Here is a 21,139-nt window from a genome sequence, read left to right as displayed (position 1 = left end):
ACGCGGTTCCGGTCACCGGACCGCGGATGTGTCAGCATGATGCATGAACCGGGCGTTGCGTCGCTTCATCACCGAGACGCCGCCCGGACGAAACACCCGAATCACCGGACGCACACGTTGTTCGCGTCGCGCGTCCCAGTCCTGCCGAATACGAGAGCCGCGCCTGACGGCGCGCTTTCCGTCTTACTCGCGTGCGATGCCGCCGTAAGGCACCGCACTTGCTCGATGGTCCTGGTTGCCCGCTGCGGCGCCTCTCGCCACAGCGCGCTCTTCAAGAAAGGAGTCGTCGCTCATGTCGCAAGTCACGCCGCAATCCCAAGATCTGGATCGCCTAGCCATCGATACGATCCGCACGCTGTCGATGGACGCCGTGCAGAAAGCCAATTCCGGCCACCCCGGCACGCCGATGGCGCTCGCGCCGGTCGCGTTCCATCTGTGGCAAAACCATCTCCGCTACGATCCGGACGCGCCGCTGTGGCCGAACCGCGACCGCTTCGTGCTGTCGGTCGGGCATGCGTCGATGCTGCTGTATTCGCTCTTGCATCTCGCGGGCGTGAAGGAAGTCGATGAAAGCGGCAAGCCGACCGGCAAGCCCGCCGTTTCCATCGACGATATCCAGCAGTTCCGCCAGCTCGGCAGCAAGACGCCAGGCCACCCGGAGTTCCGCATGACGACCGGCGTCGAAACCACGACCGGCCCGCTCGGACAAGGTCTCGGCAACAGCGTGGGCATGGCAATGGCCGCGCGCTGGAAGGAAACGCACTTCAACAAGGCGGACGCGACGCTGTTCGATTACCGCGTCTATGCGCTCTGCGGCGACGGCGACATGATGGAAGGCGTCTCGCACGAGGCGGCGTCGCTGGCGGGGCATCTGAAGCTGTCGAACCTCATCTGGATTTACGACAGCAACCGCGTGACGATCGAAGGCCACACTGACCTCGCCTACAGCGACGACGTCGAAGCGCGCTTTCACGGCTACAACTGGAACACGCTGCATGTCGACGACGCCAACGACGCTTCCGCGCTCGAAGCCGCGCTCAACAAAGCGAAGGCGTCGACCGACAAGCCGACGCTGATCGTGGTGAAGAGCATCATCGGCTGGGGCGCGCCGAACAAGCAGGACACGGCGAGCGCGCATGGCGAGCCGCTCGGCGACGCGGAAATCAAGCTCGCGAAGAAGTTCTACGGCTGGCCGGAAGACGCGCAGTTCCTCGTTCCCGATGGCGTGATGCAGCACTTCGCCAATGGCATGGGCGCGCGCGGCAAGGCGGCGCATGCCGAGTGGAAGCAGCGCTTCGACGCCTACGAGAAGGCCAACCCCGAACTCGCGAAAGAAGCGTGGCTGATGCTCGAGAACAAGCTGCCGGAGGGCTGGGACGCCGATATTCCCACGTTCGAGCCGGACGAAAAGGGCATCGCGACGCGCGAATCGTCGGGCAAGGTGCTGAACGCGATCGCGCAACGCATCCCTTGGATGCTGGGCGGCGCGGCGGACCTCGCGCCATCGACGAAAACGAATCTCAAGTTCGAAGGCGCAGGCAGCTTCGAGCACGACAACTACGGCGGGCGCAATCTGCACTTCGGCATTCGCGAGCACGGCATGGGCGCGGTCGCCAACGGGCTCGCGCTGTCGGGGCTGCGGCCGTTCGCATCGACGTTTCTGATTTTCAGCGACTACATGAAGCCGCCGATCCGTCTCTCGGCGATCATGGAAGTGCCGGTCATCTACGTGTTCACGCACGACTCGATTGGCGTCGGCGAAGACGGTCCGACGCATCAGCCGATCGAGCAACTCGCGTCGCTGCGTGGCGTGCCCGGTCTGACGACGCTGCGCCCCGCCGATGCCAACGAAGTGAGCGAAGCCTGGCGTGTGGCGCTTACGCATTCGAAGGAGCCGTCGTGCATCGTCGTGACGCGCCAGCCGCTGCCGACCTTCGACCGCACGAAGTACGCGTCGGCCGAAGGCGTGCGGCGCGGCGCCTACGTGCTCGCCGATGCCCCCGATGGCAAGCAGCCCGAAGTGCTGCTGCTGGCAACGGGCAGCGAGGTGTCGCTGTGCGTCGAGGCCTATGAGAAGCTCAAGAGCGAAGGCATCGCGGCGCGCGTCGTGTCAATGCCGTCGTGGGACATCTTCGAGAAGCAGGACGAGGCGTACAAGGAATCGGTGCTGCCGTCGGGCGTGAATGCGCGCGTGGCGGTCGAGCAGGCCGCCACGCTCGGCTGGGACCGCTATACCGGGCGTCTCGGCGCGCAGATCGTGATGCATACATTCGGCGCATCGGCACCGCTCAAGGCGCTCAAGACGAAGTTCGGCTTCACGCTCGAAGGCGTCTACGAAGCCGCGAAGAAGCAGATCGAGCGCGTGAAGGCCGACGCCAATGGCAAGGAGTGAGCACATCATGCAGATCGGCATCGTTGGGCTGGGACGCATGGGCGGCAACATCGGCAGGCGTCTGATGCAGGGCGGGCACGAATGCGTCGTCTACGATCACAACCCGCAGGCGACCGAGGCGCTCGCAAGCGAAGGCGCGACCGGTGCGAAAGACCTGGGCGATCTCGTCTCGAAGCTCGCCGCGCCGCGCGTCATCTGGCTGATGCTGCCCGCGGGCAAGATCACCGAGGACACGCTCACGGATCTCCACAAGATTCTTCAGGCGGACGACGTGGTGATCGACGGCGGCAACAGCTTCTACAAGGACGATATTCGCCGCGCCGCGCAGTTTCGCGAGCAGGGCGTGCATTACGTCGATGTCGGCACGTCGGGCGGCGTTTGGGGCCTGACGCGCGGGTATTGCATGATGATCGGCGGCGAAGAAGCGGTGGTCCGCCGGCTCGATCCGATTCTCTCGACGCTCGCGCCGGGCCGCGGCGATATTCCCGAAACGCCCGGCCGCGAAGGACGCGATCCGCGCGTCGTGAACGGCTACATGCATTGCGGCGCGGTCGGGTCGGGGCACTTCGTGAAGATGGTGCATAACGGCATCGAGTACGGACTGATGCAGGCGTATGCGGAAGGCTTCCACATCCTCAGGCACAAGGAGTCGCCGGACTTGCCGGAGAACGAACGCTACTCGCTCGACCTCGCCGATATCGCCGAAGTGTGGCGGCGCGGCAGTGTCGTGTCGTCGTGGCTGCTCGATCTGACGGCGGGCGCGCTCGCGAGCGACGAAGGACTCGAGCGCTTCTCGACGGAAGTGGCCGACAGCGGCGAAGGACGCTGGACCATCGAAGCGGCGATCGAAGAAGCGGTTCCGGCGCAAGTGCTGTCGGCTGCGCTCTATACGCGGTTCCGCTCGCGCGATGCCGATCTCTTCCCCGAGCGCATGCTCTCTGCGATGCGCTTCGGCTTCGGCGGGCACAAGGAGTTCCCGGTGAAGTAAGCGCCTTTGCCGGCAGCACGGCGATGGACGGTGAACGTCCGTCGCCGTTTTTATTTCATGATGCGCCGCCTGAAGAGCCACGCGCACGCGAAGAACGGCAGCACGGTATAGGCGATCAGCACGGCCAGATGCAGCGCGACGCCATCGGCGGGGCGTCCGAGCATCGCGGGACGAATCAGCTCGACTGCGTGATAGAGCGGCAGCGCCTGGGTCGCGTGCTGCGCGAGCGCGGGCAGTTGCGTCACCGGGAAGAACACGCCGGAGAGCAGGAGCATCGGCGTGAGCGCGAGCGTCTGATAGAACATGAAGAAGTCGTAGCTGGGCGCGATCGCGGTGACGATCATTGCCGTGCTCGCGAACGCCAGTCCCGTCAGCACGATGACGGGCAGCGCGAGCAGCATCGACGGAAAATTCGCGTAACCGAGCGCGCCCGCGACGACCATGATCGCGACGCCCGACAGCACCGACTTGCTCGCGGCCCACACGATTTCGCCCAGCACGATATCGCCGAGCGTAAGCGGCGTGTGCATGATCGCTTCCCACGTGCGCTGCACCTGCATGCGCGAGAAGCCCGAGTACATCGCTTCGAAACTCGCGGACATCATCACGCTCGACGCGACCGTGCCCGCCGCCAGGAACGCGATATACGACACCCCGTCGACGTGCCCGACCATCAGCCCGAGACCGAGCCCGAGTCCGAACAGGTAGATCATCGGATCGGCGAGGTTGCCGATCATCGACGCCACCGCGAGCTTCTTCCAGACGAGGTAATTGCGCCGCCACACCGACATCCAGTGCGTCGCGTTGGCGGGCAGGGCGCTCGAAAGCGGCGCGAGACTGCCCGGCTGCTTGCGGGTCTTGTCGGCTTGAACGCCCGGTTGTTCGAAGGTTTCCATCGTTTGTTCAGTCCACCATTTCGCGCCCGGTCAGGCGCAGGAATACGTCTTCGAGATTCGCCGGACGATGCAGATAGCGAACGTCCGCGCGTCCCTTCACGCGCGCGTGCACGGGCTGCGGATCGTCGGCGTAACAGAAAATGGTTTCTCCGCTCACTTCGATTCGCTCCACGAGCGGCTCCAGTTCCGCTGCCAGCGCACGCGGGTCCGGCCCGTAAATTTCGATGACGTCCGAGCCGATCACCGACGCGATCAGATCGTGCGGCCGGCCTTCCACGATCTTGCGCCCCTCTTCGATCACGCACAGGCGGTCGCAAAGGCGCTCGGCTTCCTCCATGAAATGCGTGGTCAGCAGAATGGTCTTGCCGCGTGTGAGGAGCGAGCGCAGCCGCTCCCAGATTAGGTGCCGCGCCTGGGGATCGAGGCCGGTGGTCGGCTCGTCCATCACGAGAACATCGGGATCGTTGACGAGCGCGCGGGCCAGCGTCAGCCGCCGCTTCATGCCGCCCGACAGCTCGCCGACGCGCGCATCGGCCTTGCTCTCCAGCCGCGCGAATTCCAGCAGCGACGGCACCAGCGCGGCCATCCGCGCGCCCGTCAGCCCGAAGTAGCGGCCGAAGACGAGCAGGTTCTCGCGCACGGTGAAGTCGGGATCGAGATTGTCGAACTGCGGCACGACGCCGACGCGCTGCCGGGCGAAGCGCGCACGCGACGGAACCGGTTCGCCGACGAGGCGGATCGTCCCGCTATCCGGCGACGTGATGCCGAGCAGCATCTTGAGCGTCGTCGTCTTGCCGGCGCCGTTCGGACCGAGCAGTCCGAAGCATTCGCCCGGACGCACGTCGAACGAAAGTCCGTCGACGACGTTCTTCCCGCCGTACTGTTTTCTGACTTCGCTGAATTCGATGGCGGGCGCGGCCTGAGCGTGATGCCCGGACGCGGCGCGCGGAGCGTGCGTTGCCATGCGTGACCTGTTTGAGGGAAAGCAGCGGGCTAGTGTAATCCAATGCACCACTGCGACGCTTGCGCGCAACTGCATGCTGCGCGCGCGAGTCAAACGAGTGCCGCCTGCGTCCGGCGCGGGTTGCGCTGAACGCGCCGGAGCCTTGCCGGAAGGGACGCGGGGCAAACTGGCACGGTGCAAGCTAGTGCGGTGTCGCGTTGCGGAAGATTAGCGTTTTCCATCGTTGCGACGCGGGTCGCGGCACACGATCATCGAGTTACGCCGCGCTCATGCGATGCGGCAGGGAGGCATGATGACAAGTTACCGAAAAATTCTGCTGTGCTACGACGGCTCGCGGGAAGGCCGCAAGGCGCTGCGCCAGGGCGCGAATCTGGCGCTCGACCTCAATGCGGAAACGCACGTGCTCGCCGTGGTCGACATGCGATCGAGCATCGCGCAGAGCGCCGGTCTGTTGACGGACGTCGCGTGCGGGCGTTTCGAGGATGCGGCGCGCGACATCCTGCAAGAGGGCGTCGACTGGCTGCGTGAACGCGGACTGCAGGCGCAGGGGCATTTCGCGTTCGGGCATCCGATCGACGAGATCGCCGCGCTCGCCGACAATCTCAAGGTGGACCTCGTGGTCGTCGGGCATCGCTGCCGCAGCGGACTCGCGCGATGGTGGATGGGCGCGGGCAATACTCCGCTGCTCGATCGCGTGAAGTGCAGCATTCTGGTGGCGGTCTGTCAGGCGGGCGAATCCGCCGAAGCGGAAGACGAAGCCGCGTATGCCGCGAAGCCGGTTAAAGCTGAAGAGGGCGCATGATCGTGCTGAGAGCTCGTCAGCCGTTGAGATCGACAGCGGCGAGCTTTCATGACACGAGCCTGCTGCGGCGGAAGATGGCCGAGTAGTGCGCATCGCCGGGGCCGTGCTGATCAGTCACGAAAGGCGTTGAGGTCGCGATATCCAGCGGTTGTCTGTGGCAGCATCGGCGGTTGGGCCAAGCGCCCCGGCGCCTGGCGCGTGGGCGGCCGTTCGCGGGGATCGCGCGGTGGAATGCTTTTCAGATGTGGCCGGGCATCCGCTGGGCTGGCGTTTCGCTGCCTTAAACAACGCGTTAGCGCGTCATCGACTGAACGCAGCGGCGCTCCGTCGCGGTGCGAGAAATCTGTCAGTGAAACTGGAACTGCGTCGCTTGCTGACGTACCCGCAATTGCGCGATTCGCGCGAGCCTGGCTTCGACAAAACGATGGCATCACGCAGCCTGTTTGCGACCATCCCTTATCACCAGCATCATCCCGAGCGCAGAGATTGCTGTCCCGATGGCCATCGAGCCGGACAGCGGCTCTCCGAACATCGCCCATGCCCAGATCATGGTAACGGGCGGGCTGAGAAAGAGCACGCTCGTGACGCGAGCGGGCGACGACCGCCGCAGGCAGAGCCAATATAGGCCGCATCCGCCGACAGTTGCGAAGATGGCCGTCCAGGCGACGCTCGCGGCAAATTCGAAACTCATAAGCGGCATCACCTGTCCCTGCAAGGCCTGGAGCCCGAGAAAGATCGGTGCCGAAACCAAGCTCTGTAGCCACAGCATGCCGAGTGGACTTAACCCGTCGTTATGAGTCGTGGTTCGCTGCTGCCACACAGTGGCTACCGCGAGCGACAGCATTCCGGCGACGGGTAGTCCGTATGCCCACGCCGGTGCTTTCCCGAGCAAAACGGCGTCGCGGCCGACCAGGAGCGTTCCTGTAACGCCTAGCGTCAATCCTGCCCATACTGCGGTCGGATTGCGTTCCCGGAAGGCGAACGTCGAAATAAGCACTACGCCAAGCGGCAGCAAATCCGCGACGAGCGCCGCGAGTCCGGCCGGCACGCCCTGCTGGATGCCTCCCGCAACGCCGGCGAGATAGCCTGCCATCGCCAACGCTCCGATGAGTAACTGGCGAAGCAAATCTCTAAAGGGCGCGCGCCGGATCTCCCTCGCGACGAACGGAAAAAGACCCAGCGACAACATGATGAACCGCCACAGGATGACGAGATACACCGGTGCGTAGTCGGCCGAGAACCGCATGCCGACAAAGCCGGAACTCCAGGTCGCGACCATCAGCGCCTCGAGCAGGGGAAGCGGCACGCGATCGATGCCGATCGAAGCGGTGTGCAAGTTCTGGCTTTCCGTCGGGGTGCGCGTCATGCAATGCACGTTACCGCCGCAGCGTCGATTCGGAAATCAAAATATACTGACCTGGTCGTTCAACAACGCTAAATCATGAGTTCCGTTCTCGATATCGACCTGTTACGTACATTTCACGCAATTGCCCGCTTCGGACGATTTCGGACCGCCGCGGAGTTCGTCAACAGAAGCCCCGCAGCGGTGAGCATCCATATCCAGCGGCTCGAAGCGATCGCGGGTGGACGGTTGCTCGATCGAGACAACCAGTCGGTCACGCTGACGGCGTTGGGCAAACGGCTTTTGTCGACTACAGGTGAGATATTGGCGGCTCACGATCGCGCCATCGAGGCAATGCATGGGAAGACCTTGGCCGGCCGCGTTCTGGTCGGCATACCCGATGAGTACGCGGCGCATGTGGTTCAGGACATCTTGCCCGAATTCGCTGCCAGCTGGCCCAACGTCGTGCTGGAAGTAAAGACGGCGCCGAGCTACAAGCTTCGCGACCAGATCAATCGCGGCAAGCTCGATCTGGCGATCGTTGTGCAACCGTCGCATGAGGTTGCGGCTGCGGACCTTCTGACGGTCACTACGCCAGTGTGGGTCGGAAGCACGACTTTCGCGCGCGATGAGAGCGCACCGCTTCCACTAGCGGTCTATGCGGAGCCATGTCCGTACCGCGCAGCAATGATGAGCGCGCTCGAGTCGGAGGGCCGCAGATGGCGTGTGATCCTCGACAGCGGGTCGACGCAGGTCATCAGGGCATGCGTTGAGTCGGGTCTGGCGGTGACGCTGCTCGACCGTGCTCGGGTCACCGCGAACATGCGAGTACTCGATGAACTTCCGGTTATCGCTGATCACGGCGTCACACTGATGCGGGGCGCTCGGGGGCGCACGACCGAGGCGGCCGAAGTGCTTGCAAAGGCGCTTCGACAGAAGTTCAGACTGTAGACCGGACCGGACCGGACCGGACCGGACCGGACCGGACCGGACCGGTCCGGGATCGCGACCGTCCCGGGCTCGCAGACGACGCATGGGACGATCTGCCGGGACGCGGCCGCCGCATGCCGCTAGGCCGGCGAGGATTCGCTGCTAGAGGTGTTGGCGCGTTGGGCGCGGCATGATCCCGTTGATGCCGATGTCTGCAGGTTGTTCGATCGCTAGCGATAGGCGCGCGCAACGGAAGCTGCGGGAATCGCCCTGATGACAGAAGTCGAGCACGGTCTGTGCGGCGATTCCGGACGTGGTGAACCTTCTATCACGCTTCACGACGCCCGGGTCGATGGACGTGAATCGAAATGCCCGCGCCAATGGATGGCGCGGTCCGTTCTAGCGCGAGGCAAGTGAGGGATGCTCCAGCAGCAAAGCCGCAGCAGGCGATGAAGACGCCGGGTTTTGCCCCGTGATCAGTAAGCCGTCAGTGACGACATAGGGCGCCCAGTCGTCGGCTTTCGAGTAAATCCCACCCTTGGCCTTCAGTTCGTCTTCGACGAGGAACGGCACGATGTCGGTGAGACCCACTGCCGCTTCCTCGGAATTGGCGAAGCCCGTGACCTTCTTGCCTTGGACCAGCGGCGTCCCGTCAGCGGTGCGGACGTGGCGCAGAGCACCGGGCGCGTGACAGACGAGGGCGACCGGCTTGCCGGCGGCGACGAAGGATTCGATCAACGCGATCGAGTTCTTGTCCTCGGCAAGATCCCACAACGGGCCATGACCGCCTGGATAGAAAACCGTATCGAAGTCGGCCTGCGAGACGCTGTCCAGCCGCACGGTCGCGGCAAGCTGTGCGCGAGCGTCCGCATCGAGTTCGAAGCGGCGCGTCGTGTCCGTCTGATTCGCCGGCTCATTGCTTTTCGGATCGAGCGGCGGTTGCCCACCGAGAGGCGAGGCGAGGACGATTTCCGCTCCCGCTTCCTTGAACGTGTAGTAAGGCGCGGCCAGTTCTTCGAGCCAAAACCCCGTCTTGCGCCCGGTATTGCCCAGTTGATCGTGCGAGGTCAGAACTATCAGTACTTTCATTTGAAGCTCCTTCAGATGATGTAAGCAGGTTAGTCGTCTGCGACTCCGTCCAGAAAATGCACTTACGGTGAAGTACGTCTTCGTTCGCAATTCCTATGCAAGATAAAGCGTCTGCCGCGTCGTCGCCAATGCTGTCTCGAATGGTTCGACGTTTCTAACGATCTTGATCATCACGCTCACGCCCGGCCAAAGTTGACGAAGGCTCTGAGCAACCGCTTCTGGTTCGCCATCGACTTCAAGTGCAATCCTTCACCAACGATGTAAGTTCGCTGATGTCGAACGGTTTACGAGGATAACCACACTGGGCTTCGCCTGCAGCCGACGCACTCGTACTGGTCTCCAAGCGGCTGGGAAGGCGCAGGCGTGTCGACTCCGGCATGTGTCTTTGGAACCGCAACGATCCGACCGTCGGCAACGCGTCGGCGACGCAAGTTCGCGATCGCGAAGTCCGACTCGCTACGTTTTGACGCCTGCATGAGACGCCAGTCCAGCGCGCTCCGTCGCCATGTTCTCGTTCGCGCCTTCTACCATCGTTCACCGTGCGGTCATCGGTAGATAGCCTTCAGACGAGAACGCCCATGCAACCCTCAGTGCGACGAGACATAGGTCGCGTCGGCAAACGGCGGGACGGCGAAGTTATCGCGCATGCGTCGCGTCTCCGCTGCGGGCGTTGAACCGAAGAGGCGCTTGAACTCCCGGCTGAACTGGGACGGGCTCGTGTAGCCCACAGCGTGACTGGCGGCGTCCGCGCTCAGGCCCTCGCGCACCATCAACAGCCGGGCTTGATGCAGACGCGTCGACTTCACGTACTGCATCGGCGATACATGCGTGATCGCCTTGAAGTGGCTGTGGAAGCTCGGAACACTCATGCCGGCTTCCCTGGCAAGTTGCGTCACGTCGAGCGGCTGCGCATAGCCGGAGTGGATGAGGCGCAGAGATCGAGCGATACGGCCGAACTGCCCGCGCATCGCAAGGGCCTCTTTCATCGAACGCCCCTGCGCTCCCGTCAGCACACGGAAATAGAGTTCGCGCAGTAGCCCTTCGCCCAATACAGCGGCCTCCAGCGGCCGGTGCATCGCTTCGAGAAAGCGCAACACGGACGACTGCATGGCGTCGTCCATCGGCGTCGACATCATGCTTTGGGGCGCGTGTACGCGGTCCGTCACGCCTTCGCGATCGATCTGGGCCGCGAGGTCCGCCGCCATCGTGAAATCCAGATGCAAGTACAGGGCAAGCAGCGGACGCTGCGGCGTGGCATCGGTCTCCATAGTGAAGGGCACGGGCACCGACACAGCGAGATAGTGATGTTCGTCGTAGAGGTAGAGCCGATCACCGAAGTAGCCACGTTTGCGTCCCTGACACACGATCACAATGCCCGGGTCATATAGGACCGGCGTGCGCGACAACGCTCGGTCCGAACGAAGGATGCGGACGCTCGGCAGTGGTGTCAGGTTGTAGCCCTCGCAGGGCGCCAGCGCGCGCAAGAGCGCCACAATCCGGTTCTGACTCCGATCGGACCGTTCGGTCCGCTCCGGTTTCGAGCTCATAGCTTTGTGCAAGGAAATTAGCGGAATTTGCCTTATCGGGCCTTCGTTGCAAGATTAGCATGCACTCTTCAGTCAACGTGACGGAGCGTGCTTCCATGAAATTCAGCAAAACTCTGCTTATCACTGGCGTGAGTAGCGGCTTTGGCCGGGCACTCGCACAAGAGGCACTCGCGATGGGCTTGAAGGTTGTCGGTACGGTCAGAACGGAACAGGCCAAGGATGATTTTGAGGCGCTATCCCCGGGCGTCGCGTTCGGAAGGGTCCTCGACGTCACAGATTTCGACGCGATCGACGCCGTAGTATCGGAGATCGAGAGCAGCGTGGGGCCGATCGATGTACTGGTCAATAACGCTGGCTACGGGCATGAAGGCGTCATGGAAGAGTCGCCGTTGTCGGAGATGCGTCGACAGTTCGATGTGAATGTATTCGGCGCAGTAGCAATGATGAAGGCGGTACTGCCTTTCATGCGTGCGCGGCGACGCGGGCACATCATGAACATGACGTCGATGGGCGGCTTCATTACGATGCCCGGAATTGCCTATTACTGTGGGAGCAAGTTCGCGCTCGAAGGCATCTCAGAAGCGCTCTCCAAAGAGGTCAGCCCATTTGGAATCGCAGTGACGGCCGTGGCGCCAGGCTCCTTTCGGACCGACTGGGCGGGCCGCTCGATGAAGCGCACGCCCCGGTCCATCCCGGACTATGACGACGTCTTCAATCCCATTCGCAGATCTCGCGAGGAGAAGAGCGGCAAGCAACTGGGCGATCCGCGAAAGGCAGCGCGTGCGATGCTCACGGCGATCGCCGCAGACAAGCCGCCCGTGCATCTCTTGCTTGGCAGCGACGCACTAGGGCTGGTAAGAGGCAAGCTGTCGGCGCTCGAGGACGAGATTCGTGCGTGGGAGGCCGTCACGGTCTCGACGGACGGCTAAGGAGTGCTCACGCGGTAGCGCATCGCGTCAGGTTTCGAAAGGGGCGGCTCAGTGACAGTCGTTGCAGCTGCTTCGCATAACGTACTATGTCGCCCTCATCGAAAGCTACTGGATTCTCTCCTCGACGACGATGCCTCCCGAGCAGCGCCACGAAGAGAGAATACATGCGGCACCACTACACTCGTTCAATGAACTTTAGCGTTTGAAAAGACATTAATGATTACCACGCCCAATACGATGAAGCCAAGACCCACAACGGCAGGCGCGTCCAGCCGCTGACGAAAGATGAAAAAGCTCACGGTCGAAATCAGAACGATACCCAGTCCGCTCCAGATTGCGTAAGCCAGGCCGACCGGGATCGTCTTGAGAACGATGGAGAGAAAATAGAACGCGCCTAAATAGCAACCGGCCATGGCCAGGGTAGGCACGAGCTTCGTGAACTGATCCGACTTTTGCAGGCAGGTCGTGCCGACAATCTCGAGCAGGATCGCTACAAAGAGTGCCACATAGGCCGACATCTTCTCGTTAATCATGATTGCGGGTAGTGGCAGCGGCCTCCGGATTCTGGCTTTCGCGCTCAGTGGTCTGCGAGATAGGCTTTAACGGCGGGCAGCCCCGGCTTTCCATCAAGAGTCGTCACGCCGGAAAGCCAGCTGTCGAGCACCGACGGATTTGCCTTCAGCCAGGCCAGCGTCGCCTTGTTGGGGTCTTCCTTGTCCATGATGCGCGTCATGATCTGATTTTCCATGGACGTGGTGAATCGAAGGTTCGCGAGTAACCTCGCCGCGTTCGGGCATCGCGCCGCGTAGTCGCTCGGCTGCACGGTGTACACCTTGGCTTCGCCATAGTTCGGTCCAAAGACGTCGTCTCCGCCGGACAAGTACTTGATCTTCATCCGGACGTTCATCGGGTGCGGTTCCCATCCGAGAAAAACGATCCACTGCTTGTTCTGCACCGCTCGATTCACCTGTACCAGCATCCCCGCCTCGCTAGACTCGACGAGCTTGAACTTGCCGAGGCCGAACTGATTCGTCTTGATTATTTTGTCGATCAGACCGTTCGCATCGTTGCCCGGTTCGATGCCATAGATCTTGTACTGCAGCTTGTCCGCGTTCTTGGCAATGTCCGCAAAGCTCCTGATTCCCGCGTCATAGACGTAGTCGGGGACGGCCAGGGTGTATTTCGCGCCGGTCAGATTCGGAGGGTTCACCACCTTGAGAGACCCGGATTTGACGAACGGCTCGATGACCGAATCCATCGAGGGCGACCAGTAGCCGAGAAAGGCGTCGATCTGCTTGGCTTTTACGCCGGCGAACGTGATCGGCTCCGACGCGATTATCTTCGACGGCGCGTAGCCGAGCCCCAGCAGCACGTTAGTGGCGAGGCCCGTTGTGGCGGCAATATCGGACCAGCCGATATCGGCCATGCGAATCGCGCGACACGCTGCGGGGTCTGCTGCATGGGCACTGACGACGAAGTTGCTTGCGATCGCGATTGCAAGTGCCATCGGGGCTATGTACTTTCTCATCTGTACTCCGAATCGTTGAATTATCGAGCGTCGTGACGGTCTGCGTGGAAGGTGCGGCTACGTTACTTTTGGATAGAGTTCCCGGGCATTGTGGAAGGCACCGTCCGTTCGAACGGCCTTGTCGCGTCTGCCCGCAATGTAGTAGGGCGTTTCGTGTTTCTCGAGCGCCTTGATTCCGCGGATGCGATCCGCGATCTTCTCGGCCAGCATGATCGTGGGCGCGTTGAGGTTGCCCGTCGTGATCTGCGGCATGATCGAGGCATCGACTACGCGCAGGCCTTGCATCCCATGAACGCGGCCTTCGCCATCGACGACAGCCATGTCGTCATAGCCCATCTTGCAGGAGCACGACGGGTGATAAGCAGTTTCGGCCTTGGCGCGCACGAATGCATCCAGTTCTGCATCGCTCGCAGCGCCGTCGCCGGGATGAAGCTCTTCTCCGCAATAGCGCGACAGTGCGGGCTGCCGCATGATCTCCCTGGTGATGCGGATCGCGTCGCGAAATTCTCGCCAGTCGAGCGGATCGGCCATGTAGTTAAAGAGAATGCTCGGGTGCGCATTGGGGTCGCGCGACTTGAGCTTCACGCGCCCGCGGCTCGGCGATCGCATTGATCCGACATGGGCCTGAAACCCATGCATCTTGATCGGATTAGAGCCGTTGTAGTTTATTGCGACCGGAAGGAAGTGATACTGAATATTCGGCCATAAGTCGTCATCGCGCGTGCGGATGAAACCACCTGCCTCGAAATGATTGGTCGCGCCGATGCCGGTCCCGTTGACCAGCCATTCGAGTCCGATCGCCGGCTGGTTCCACCACTGCAGGGCAGGGTACAGCGAGACCGGTTCCTTGCACGAGTACTGCATATACATTTCGAGGTGGTCCTGCAAGTTCTCGCCGACGCCCGGCAGATCGTGCACGACCGGTATTTCCAGTTCCTTCAGCCATTCAGCCGGGCCGACCCCCGAACGCTGCAACAACTGAGGCGAAGCGATCGCCCCGCAGCAAACGAGGACTTCCCGCCGCACATGGGCGGTCGCACGCTGGCCGCCATGCGAGTACGCAACGCCGATCGCACGCTTGCCCGAGAACAGCACGCGGTCGGTGGTTGCGTGCGTCACGATCGTCAGGTTCGAACGATGCTTCGCGCGGTCGAGATAACCGCGCGCCGTGCTGGCGCGTCGTCCGCTCGCAGTGACGGTGCGATCCATCGGGCCGAAGCCTTCTTGCTGATAGCCGTTGAGATCGTCCGTGCGCGGGTAGCCTGCCTGCACTCCGGCCTCGACCATCGCAGCGAAAAGGGGGTTATTGCCGGCTTTGCTCGTCGTCACATGCACGGGGCCATCACCGCCGTGATATTCATTCGGGCCGATGTCGCGTGTCTCCGCCTTGCGGAAATACGGCAGGCAATCGAGATAACTCCAGTTTTCGAGGCCTGGCATCGAGGCCCAGTTGTCGTAGTCGAGCGCATTGCCGCGTATGTAGCACATGCCGTTGATCAGCGACGATCCGCCCAGCCCCTTGCCGCGTCCGCATTCCATGCGGCGATTGTTCATGTGCGGCTCGGGCTCCGTTTCGTAGGCCCAGTTATAGCGGCGCCCCTGCAGCGGATACGCGAGCGCCGCCGGCATCTGCGTTCGGAAGTCGAACCGGTAATCCGGTCCGCCCGCTTCGAGCAGCAGCACGGTGACGTCCTCTTCCTCGGTAAGACGCGACGCGAGCACGTTGCCCGCTGATCCCGCTCCGACGATGATGTAGTCGTATTCCTTCGCGCTCATCGAAAAGCCCTCAAAACACGGGTTGATACGGTCCCAGTTCGACCTGGACCGATTTGATGCGGGTGTAAGCGTTGAGCGCCACGATGCCGTTTTCGCGGCCGATGCCCGACTGCTTGTATCCGCCCACGGGCATTTCGGCCGGTGACTCGCCCCATGTATTGATCCAGCAGATGCCGGCGTCGAGGCGATGAATCACGCGATGCGCACGCGACAGGCTCTCCGTCACGACACCCGCCGCGAGGCCGTACACGCTGTCGTTGGCGCGCGCAATCGCTTCGTCTTCGTCGTCGAACGCGAGGATGCACATAACCGGGCCGAAGATTTCCTCCTTCACGATGCGCATCTCGTCGCGGCAATCCGCGAACACGGTCGGCTCGACATAATGACCACGCGCGAATGCACCATCCACGCGACGTGCGCCTCCCGCGACGAGCCGTGCGCCTTCGCGCTTGCCGCTCTCGATGTAGGTCAGCACCTTCTGTAACTGCATCGCACTGGCCAGCGGACCGAAGTTCGTATCCGGATCGTCCGGTGCGCCGATACGAATGCGCTTCATGCGCTCCCAGATCAGGGCTTCGAATTTCTCGGCGACATTGCGTTGAACGAACACACGGGTGCCGTTCGTGCATACCTGGCCCGAGCTGAAGAAGTTCGCGCTCATCGCGATATCGGCGGCGCGCTCGAGATTTGCATCGTCGAACACGATCAGCGGCGACTTGCCTCCGAGTTCCATGGTCACTTCCTTGAGCGTCGATCCACCCGCGCGCGCCATCACCTTCTTGCCCGTCTCGACGCCGCCCGTGAACGATATCTTGTCGATGCCGGGATGTTCCGCGAGCATCGCGCCGACGCGGGCGTCGCCCTGCACGACGTTGAACACGCCGGCCGGCACGCCTGCTTCGACGTAGATCTCGGCGAGCTTGAGCGCGCTCAAAGGCGTGACTTCGCTTGGCTTGAAGATCATTGCGTTGCCAGCCGCAAGGGCCGGCGCGGACTTCCAGCATGCGATCTGGATGGGATAGTTCCACGCCCCGATGCCGGCGCATACGCCGATCGGCTCTCGCCGGGTGTAGACGAACGACGATTCGCGCAGCGGTATCTGCTCGCCTTCGATGGCGGTCGCGAGGCCCGCGTAATACTCGATGACGTCCGCGCCCGTGACGATGTCGACGGCGCGCGTCTCCGAGATCGGTTTGCCCGTGTCGAGGGTTTCCAGCGCGGCAAGCTCGTCATTGCGCGCGCGCAGCAGGTCCACCGCGCGGCGCAGTATGCGCGAGCGCTGCATCGCCGTCATCGCGGCCCATTCGCGCTGTCCCGTTCGTGCGGAACGAACCGCGCGATCGACATCTTCCTGCGCCGCCTGCTGCACGCGTGCGAGCGTTTCGCCCGAAGCGGGGTTGAAGGTGTCGAAGGTTTCGCCGCTGGTCGCATCGACATAATCACCGCCGATGTAAAGCCGTTGCTCTTCGAATGCGGACATCGCGTACGTCTCCTGAGTGCGTAGCTGTGAAATCAGTCGCGTGGCTTGATCACCATGTCGATGTAGTCATACGAGACGCGCAGGGCGGTCTTCGTGTCGAAAGGTTCTCCTGCGAGCGCGCCGCGCAACCAGAGGCCGTCGATCAGGGCCGCGAGTCCGGTCGCGGCGCGACGGGCAGCGCCGCGGCTCAGCACGCGCGAAAATTCCGCGCATAGATTGGAGTAGAGACGCCGGGTGTTCACGTACTGCAAGCGCCGCAACCGGTCCTTGTGCATGCTTTCCGACCAGAAAGCGAGCCACGTTTTCATGACCGGCCCGTTGACCTGCTCGACGTCGAAGTTCGCGGCGACGACGGCGCGCAACTTCGAGCGCGGATCGGCCTTAGCGGCCCTTCGCCGGCGCGATGTGCCTTGCCACAGCGAACGCAGCACATGCCGCATGGTCGCTTCGAGCAGACCGTCCTTGTCGCCGAAGTAATGGCTCACGATGCCGGTCGAGATTTCGGCGCGCTGCGCGACCGACGCGAGCGTCGCGCCCGTCAATCCGAACTCGTCGATGGTCAGCAAGGTGGCATCGATGAGCTGCGCGCGGCGCACTTCCCGCATTCCAAGTTTTGGCATGACGTTCGACTTCAATAAATGACGCAGCCGCCGGAGACATCCGGCTGCCTGATGGTTCGAGCGTGAAAACCATGCTACTTTTTTTATATTGAACGGTCAATCAATAAAAACACGGCACGTCTTCGTGGTTGAAACAAGGCAAACGACGTCAGATGATTGTGTCGCACTCGTCGAGCAGCCAGTCCTGAAACGCGCGCACAGCGGCCGACGGTTCGCGCAGCGTGAGCAGCACGTACCCGCGCTCCGTAACGAGCGGGGTATCGCGGAGCGCGACCAGCTGTCCGGTCGCGACGAGCTCGTCGATGAGCGGCGACCAGCCGAGCGCGACCCCCTGGCCCATGACCGCGGCATGCGTGACGAGGGCATAACTGTTGAAGGTGAATCCGCCCTGCGTCGGCGGGGCGGGGTGTCCGTGGGCCTCGAACCAGGCGCTCCATGAGAGCCATCGCTCGGGCTGCGTGCGCTCGACATGCAGAAGCGGCAGCTTGGAAAGGTCCGACGTGTCGTGCGTCGCGGCGAACGTCGGGCTGCACACGGGCGTCACTCGTTCGGGGAACAGCTTGACGGCGCGGCGCGATCCCCAGTCACCGTGCATGTCGCCGAAAACGATGAACACATCCGCAACCTCGCCCGATGCGCTCGGAAACTGCTGCGACGTGATGATCGTTACGTCGACATCGGGCATGAGCGCCTTGAACTGGGGCAGGCGCGGCATCAGCCAGTAGGCGGCGAAGCCGAAGTCCGTCGACAGGGTCAGCGTGCGCTGCGTATGGCGCGAGCGGATGTCGGACGCGGCCTGGCGGATGAGATCGAAACTCTGGCGCACTGCCTGGAACAGACGCGCTCCGTCTTCCGTCAGCGAGACTCCGCGATGCCCTCGTTCGAAGAGCGGAGTGCCGAGCGCTTCCTCCAGTTGCACGACGCGCTGGCTCACGGCCGGTTGCGTCGAGCCGAGTTCGCGCGCTGCGGCCGTGAAGCTCGCGAGCCGCGCGGCGGATTCGAATATCAGCAGCGCCTGCATGGGCGGCAGGCGGTCTTGTCGTGGCATAACCGCTCCTTATAGGCGCATAACGAAATGCCGTCTTCACAGACGCAAATCGAACGGCAATAGTGGCGTTGCGCGGACGTCCCGGTCCGCGCGGTTCGCTGCAGTGGATTCTATTCGAGGCTTGCTCCATGCTTGAGACGAAACAAAATATCCTTGTTGTGATGGCCGATCAACTCACGCCGCTTGCGCTCGCCACGTACGGCAATCGGGTGACGAAGACGCCGCATATCGATGCGCTCGCGCGTGAGGGCGTCGTCTTCGAATCGGCGTATTGCGCGAGTCCTCTGTGCGCGCCGTCGCGCTTCTCTTTGCTTGCGGGCAAGCTGCCCTCGAATATCGGCGCTTACGACAACGCTGCCGAATTTCCTTCTGAGACGCTGACCTTCGCGCACTATCTGCGCGCCGAAGGTTATCGCACGGTTTTGTCGGGCAAGATGCATTTCTGTGGCGCGGACCAGTTGCACGGCTTCGAGGAGCGGCTCACAACCGACATCTATCCCGCGGATTTCGGCTGGACGCCCGACTGGCAGAACTTCGAAGCGCGCCCGTCGTGGTATCACAACATGAGTTCCGTCATCGATGCAGGCCCGTGCGTGCGCACCAACCAGCTCGATTTCGATGACGAGGTGACCTTCACCGTCCGTCAGAAGCTCTTCGACATCGCGCGCGAGCGGCACGCGGGCAGGGACACACGGCCGTTCATGATGGTCGCGTCGCTGACCCATCCGCACGATCCCTACGCGATACCGCGCAAATACTGGGACATGTACCCCGACGAAGACGTGGACATGCCTTCTTATCGCGACTCGCTCGATGCGAGCGATCCGCACTCGAAGCGTCTGCGCCATGTCTACGAGGCCGATCGCACGCCGCCAACGGACAGGCAGATTCGCAACGCGCGGCGCGCGTACTACGGCGCGGTATCGTATGTGGACGATCAGTTCGGAGCCATCCTGGAAGCGCTCGAACAGGCCGGACTCGCGAACGAGACGACGATCATCGTCACGTCGGACCACGGCGAGATGCTCGGTGAGCGCAACCTCTGGTACAAGATGACGTTCTTCGAAGGCGGCTGCCGCGTGCCTTTGATCGTGCATCGGCCGGGGCGGTTCGAGCCGCATCGCGTGAAGGAATCGGTCTCCCATCTCGATGTATTGCCGACGCTGGTCGAGATCGCGCGCGGAGAATTGCCGGAAAGCTGGCCCGATGCCATCGACGGGCAAAGCCTCGTGCCGCATCTTGCAGGAACGGGCGGCCATGACGAAGCCATCGGGGAATATCTTGCGGAAGGCGCGATTGCGCCCATCGTCATGATTCGGCGAGGGGCGTACAAATTCATTCACTCGCCCGCCGATCCGGACCAGTTATACGACCTGAAAGCGGATCCCTTTGAACGGACCAATCTCGCTAACGATGAGCGGCATCGAGCGACGGTGGCCGCGTTTCGCGAGGAAGTTGAGCGTCGCTGGAATCTTGATGCGCTGCATCGCGACGTGCTGATGAGTCAGCGCCGCCGTCACTTCCACTTTGCATCGACGACACTCGGCACGATCCAGTCATGGGACTGGCAGCCCCGCGTCGATGCGAGTCAACGCTATATGCGCAACCATATCGACCTCGACGATCTCGAGGCAATGGCCCGCTTTCCCGCTGTCGAACATTGAAGCCGCAAACGATCAACCCGCACATACAACAGGAACGCAGATGAAAAAAGCCCTCATACATGCGCTTTTCACCGCCGTGCTCGGCTGCGCGGCGTCGCACGTGTTCGCCGCCGATCCGCCGTCTTGCACGCAAGTGCGCATGGCGGATCCGGGCTGGACCGACATCGACGCGACCAATGCGATGAGCGGCATCGTGCTGAAGGCGCTCGGTTACAAGCAGGATGTCGCGAACCTGTCGGTGCCGATCACGTATCAGGGCTTGAAAAAAGGGCAGATCGACGTGTTCCTCGGCAACTGGATGCCTGCGCAGGCTCCGCTGGTCAAGCCGTTCGTCGACGAGAAAGCCATCGACGTGGTGCGGCCGAATCTGTCGAATGCCAAGTTCACGCTTGCTGTCCCGGCATACGTCGCCGCAGCGGGCGTGCATTCGTTCGCGGACCTGCAGAAGAATGCGGACAAGTTCGACAAGCGCATATACGGCATCGAGCCGGGCGCGCCCGCGAATCAGAACCTCAAGAAGATGGTGGACGACAAGGCCTTCGGTCTTGGCGACTGGAAGGTCGTCGAATCCAGTGAAACGGGCATGCTGACGCAAGTGGAGCGCGCGATACGCGACAAGAAGTTCATCGTTTTTCTCGCGTGGGAGCCGCATCTGATGAACACGAAGTTCAAGCCCGTCTATCTCGATGGCGGAGATCAATATCTTGGCCCGAACTTCGGCGGCGCCACGGTGAACACCGTATCGCGCAGCGGGTATGAGCAGCAATGTCCGAACGTCGGACGTCTTTTCAGGCAGATGGCGTTCAGCGTGGATCTGGAGAACGGCGTCATTGCCGATGTGCTGGATAAAAAGACAAGGCTCGAAACGGCCGCCGCCGACGCGCTCAAACGTCACCCCGAGCTATTGAAGGCGTGGCTCGACAACGTCATGACCGTGAGCGGCGGCAACGGGCTGGAAGCCGTCCAGAGCGCCTTGGGCGTGAAATAGGCGATAGTGGCAAGTGTGAGTCTTGCCACTGCGCCGGATAGTTCGCATTCCTATGGTAATGATTGCAGCGCGCACGTGCTGAACGTCACGCTGCAATTCGACGGTCGCTCCCGGGCAGATTTATGTCGCAATCAGTCGAGCCGCCGGCTATATGGC

18 protein-coding genes are annotated in these 21,139 nt (G+C 62.4%); 7 read left to right on the top strand and 11 right to left on the bottom strand.

Features of this window, described 5'->3' with window-relative positions; translation table 11 throughout:
* The first annotated feature begins 292 nt into the window (after positions 1–292).
* Positions 293–2,392: a transketolase gene (tkt, locus tag AB6804_RS00795; protein WP_370884850.1), complete on the top strand. Its 2,100-nt coding sequence runs from the start codon at positions 293–295 to the stop codon at positions 2,390–2,392.
* Between the two features lie 7 nt (positions 2,393–2,399).
* Positions 2,400–3,380, top strand: a complete 981-nt coding sequence (gene gnd / locus AB6804_RS00790; protein WP_370884849.1) for a phosphogluconate dehydrogenase (NAD(+)-dependent, decarboxylating) — start codon at positions 2,400–2,402, stop codon at positions 3,378–3,380.
* 50 nt (positions 3,381–3,430) lie between these two features.
* Here the strand turns inward: gnd and AB6804_RS00785 are convergent, their stop codons facing one another.
* Both AB6804_RS00785 and nodI read right to left on the bottom strand, forming a co-directional pair.
* Positions 3,431–4,276, bottom strand: a complete 846-nt coding sequence (locus tag AB6804_RS00785; RefSeq protein WP_280519407.1) for an ABC transporter permease — start codon at positions 4,274–4,276, stop codon at positions 3,431–3,433.
* A gap of 7 nt (positions 4,277–4,283) precedes the next feature.
* Positions 4,284–5,240, bottom strand: coding sequence for a nodulation factor ABC transporter ATP-binding protein NodI (gene nodI, locus AB6804_RS00780; protein WP_370884848.1), 957 nt, complete (start codon positions 5,238–5,240; stop codon positions 4,284–4,286).
* Between the two features lie 292 nt (positions 5,241–5,532).
* Here nodI and AB6804_RS00775 point away from each other — a divergent pair, with 292 nt between their 5' ends.
* Positions 5,533–6,042 (top strand): universal stress protein, encoded by a 510-nt coding sequence (locus tag AB6804_RS00775; RefSeq protein ID WP_035969635.1) that lies wholly within the window; start codon positions 5,533–5,535, stop codon positions 6,040–6,042.
* Between the two features lie 430 nt (positions 6,043–6,472).
* Here the strand turns inward: AB6804_RS00775 and AB6804_RS00770 are convergent, their stop codons facing one another.
* Positions 6,473–7,408 carry a DMT family transporter gene (locus AB6804_RS00770; RefSeq protein ID WP_370884847.1) on the bottom strand — a complete coding sequence of 312 codons (936 nt, stop codon included), beginning with the start codon at positions 7,406–7,408 and terminating at the stop codon, positions 6,473–6,475.
* 75 nt (positions 7,409–7,483) lie between these two features.
* Between AB6804_RS00770 and AB6804_RS00765 the strand changes: the two genes are divergently transcribed.
* On the top strand, positions 7,484–8,335 hold the full coding sequence (locus tag AB6804_RS00765) for a LysR substrate-binding domain-containing protein (protein ID WP_370884846.1): 852 nt from the start codon (positions 7,484–7,486) through the stop codon (positions 8,333–8,335).
* Between the two features lie 378 nt (positions 8,336–8,713).
* Here AB6804_RS00765 and AB6804_RS00760 read toward each other — a convergent pair whose 3' ends face one another.
* Positions 8,714–9,403: a type 1 glutamine amidotransferase domain-containing protein gene (locus tag AB6804_RS00760; RefSeq protein ID WP_370884845.1), complete on the bottom strand. Its 690-nt coding sequence runs from the start codon at positions 9,401–9,403 to the stop codon at positions 8,714–8,716.
* A 587-nt stretch (positions 9,404–9,990) separates the two neighbouring features.
* On the bottom strand, positions 9,991–10,950 hold the full coding sequence (locus tag AB6804_RS00755) for an AraC family transcriptional regulator N-terminal domain-containing protein (RefSeq protein WP_370884844.1): 960 nt from the start codon (positions 10,948–10,950) through the stop codon (positions 9,991–9,993).
* A gap of 95 nt (positions 10,951–11,045) precedes the next feature.
* On the opposite strand from AB6804_RS00755, the gene AB6804_RS00750 reads away from it, so the two are divergent.
* The gene (locus tag AB6804_RS00750; RefSeq protein ID WP_370884843.1) at positions 11,046–11,879 is read left to right on the top strand and encodes an oxidoreductase; all 834 of its coding nucleotides are present in this window, start codon (positions 11,046–11,048) and stop codon (positions 11,877–11,879) included.
* 185 nt (positions 11,880–12,064) lie between these two features.
* On the opposite strand, the gene AB6804_RS00745 is transcribed toward AB6804_RS00750, so the two are convergent.
* From AB6804_RS00745 to AB6804_RS00720, 6 genes are all read right to left on the bottom strand, one after another.
* Positions 12,065–12,412, bottom strand: coding sequence for a multidrug efflux SMR transporter (locus AB6804_RS00745; RefSeq protein WP_370884842.1), 348 nt, complete (start codon positions 12,410–12,412; stop codon positions 12,065–12,067).
* 44 nt (positions 12,413–12,456) lie between these two features.
* The gene (locus AB6804_RS00740; protein ID WP_370885392.1) at positions 12,457–13,386 is read right to left on the bottom strand and encodes a choline ABC transporter substrate-binding protein; all 930 of its coding nucleotides are present in this window, start codon (positions 13,384–13,386) and stop codon (positions 12,457–12,459) included.
* Between the two features lie 78 nt (positions 13,387–13,464).
* Positions 13,465–15,183, bottom strand: a complete 1,719-nt coding sequence (betA, locus tag AB6804_RS00735; protein WP_370884841.1) for a choline dehydrogenase — start codon at positions 15,181–15,183, stop codon at positions 13,465–13,467.
* A gap of 10 nt (positions 15,184–15,193) precedes the next feature.
* Positions 15,194–16,663, bottom strand: a complete 1,470-nt coding sequence (gene betB / locus AB6804_RS00730; RefSeq protein WP_370884840.1) for a betaine-aldehyde dehydrogenase — start codon at positions 16,661–16,663, stop codon at positions 15,194–15,196.
* A gap of 32 nt (positions 16,664–16,695) precedes the next feature.
* Complete coding sequence (betI, locus tag AB6804_RS00725) at positions 16,696–17,283, bottom strand: transcriptional regulator BetI (protein ID WP_244792401.1); 588 nt, start codon at positions 17,281–17,283, stop codon at positions 16,696–16,698.
* 148 nt (positions 17,284–17,431) lie between these two features.
* Complete coding sequence (locus AB6804_RS00720) at positions 17,432–18,331, bottom strand: LysR substrate-binding domain-containing protein (protein WP_370884839.1); 900 nt, start codon at positions 18,329–18,331, stop codon at positions 17,432–17,434.
* A gap of 128 nt (positions 18,332–18,459) precedes the next feature.
* Between AB6804_RS00720 and betC the strand changes: the two genes are divergently transcribed.
* Both betC and AB6804_RS00710 read left to right on the top strand, forming a co-directional pair.
* Positions 18,460–19,995: a choline-sulfatase gene (gene betC, locus AB6804_RS00715; protein WP_370884838.1), complete on the top strand. Its 1,536-nt coding sequence runs from the start codon at positions 18,460–18,462 to the stop codon at positions 19,993–19,995.
* 40 nt (positions 19,996–20,035) lie between these two features.
* Positions 20,036–20,983 carry a choline ABC transporter substrate-binding protein gene (locus AB6804_RS00710; protein WP_370884837.1) on the top strand — a complete coding sequence of 316 codons (948 nt, stop codon included), beginning with the start codon at positions 20,036–20,038 and terminating at the stop codon, positions 20,981–20,983.
* Positions 20,984–21,139: the final 156 nt, after the last annotated feature.

Source organism: Caballeronia sp. RCC_10 (assembly GCF_041360715.1).
GTDB classification, from domain to species: Bacteria; Pseudomonadota; Gammaproteobacteria; order Burkholderiales; family Burkholderiaceae; genus Caballeronia; species Caballeronia grimmiae.
Note: the sequence above shows the minus strand (reverse complement) of the source record. Positions and strands in the feature narration are given on the sequence as shown.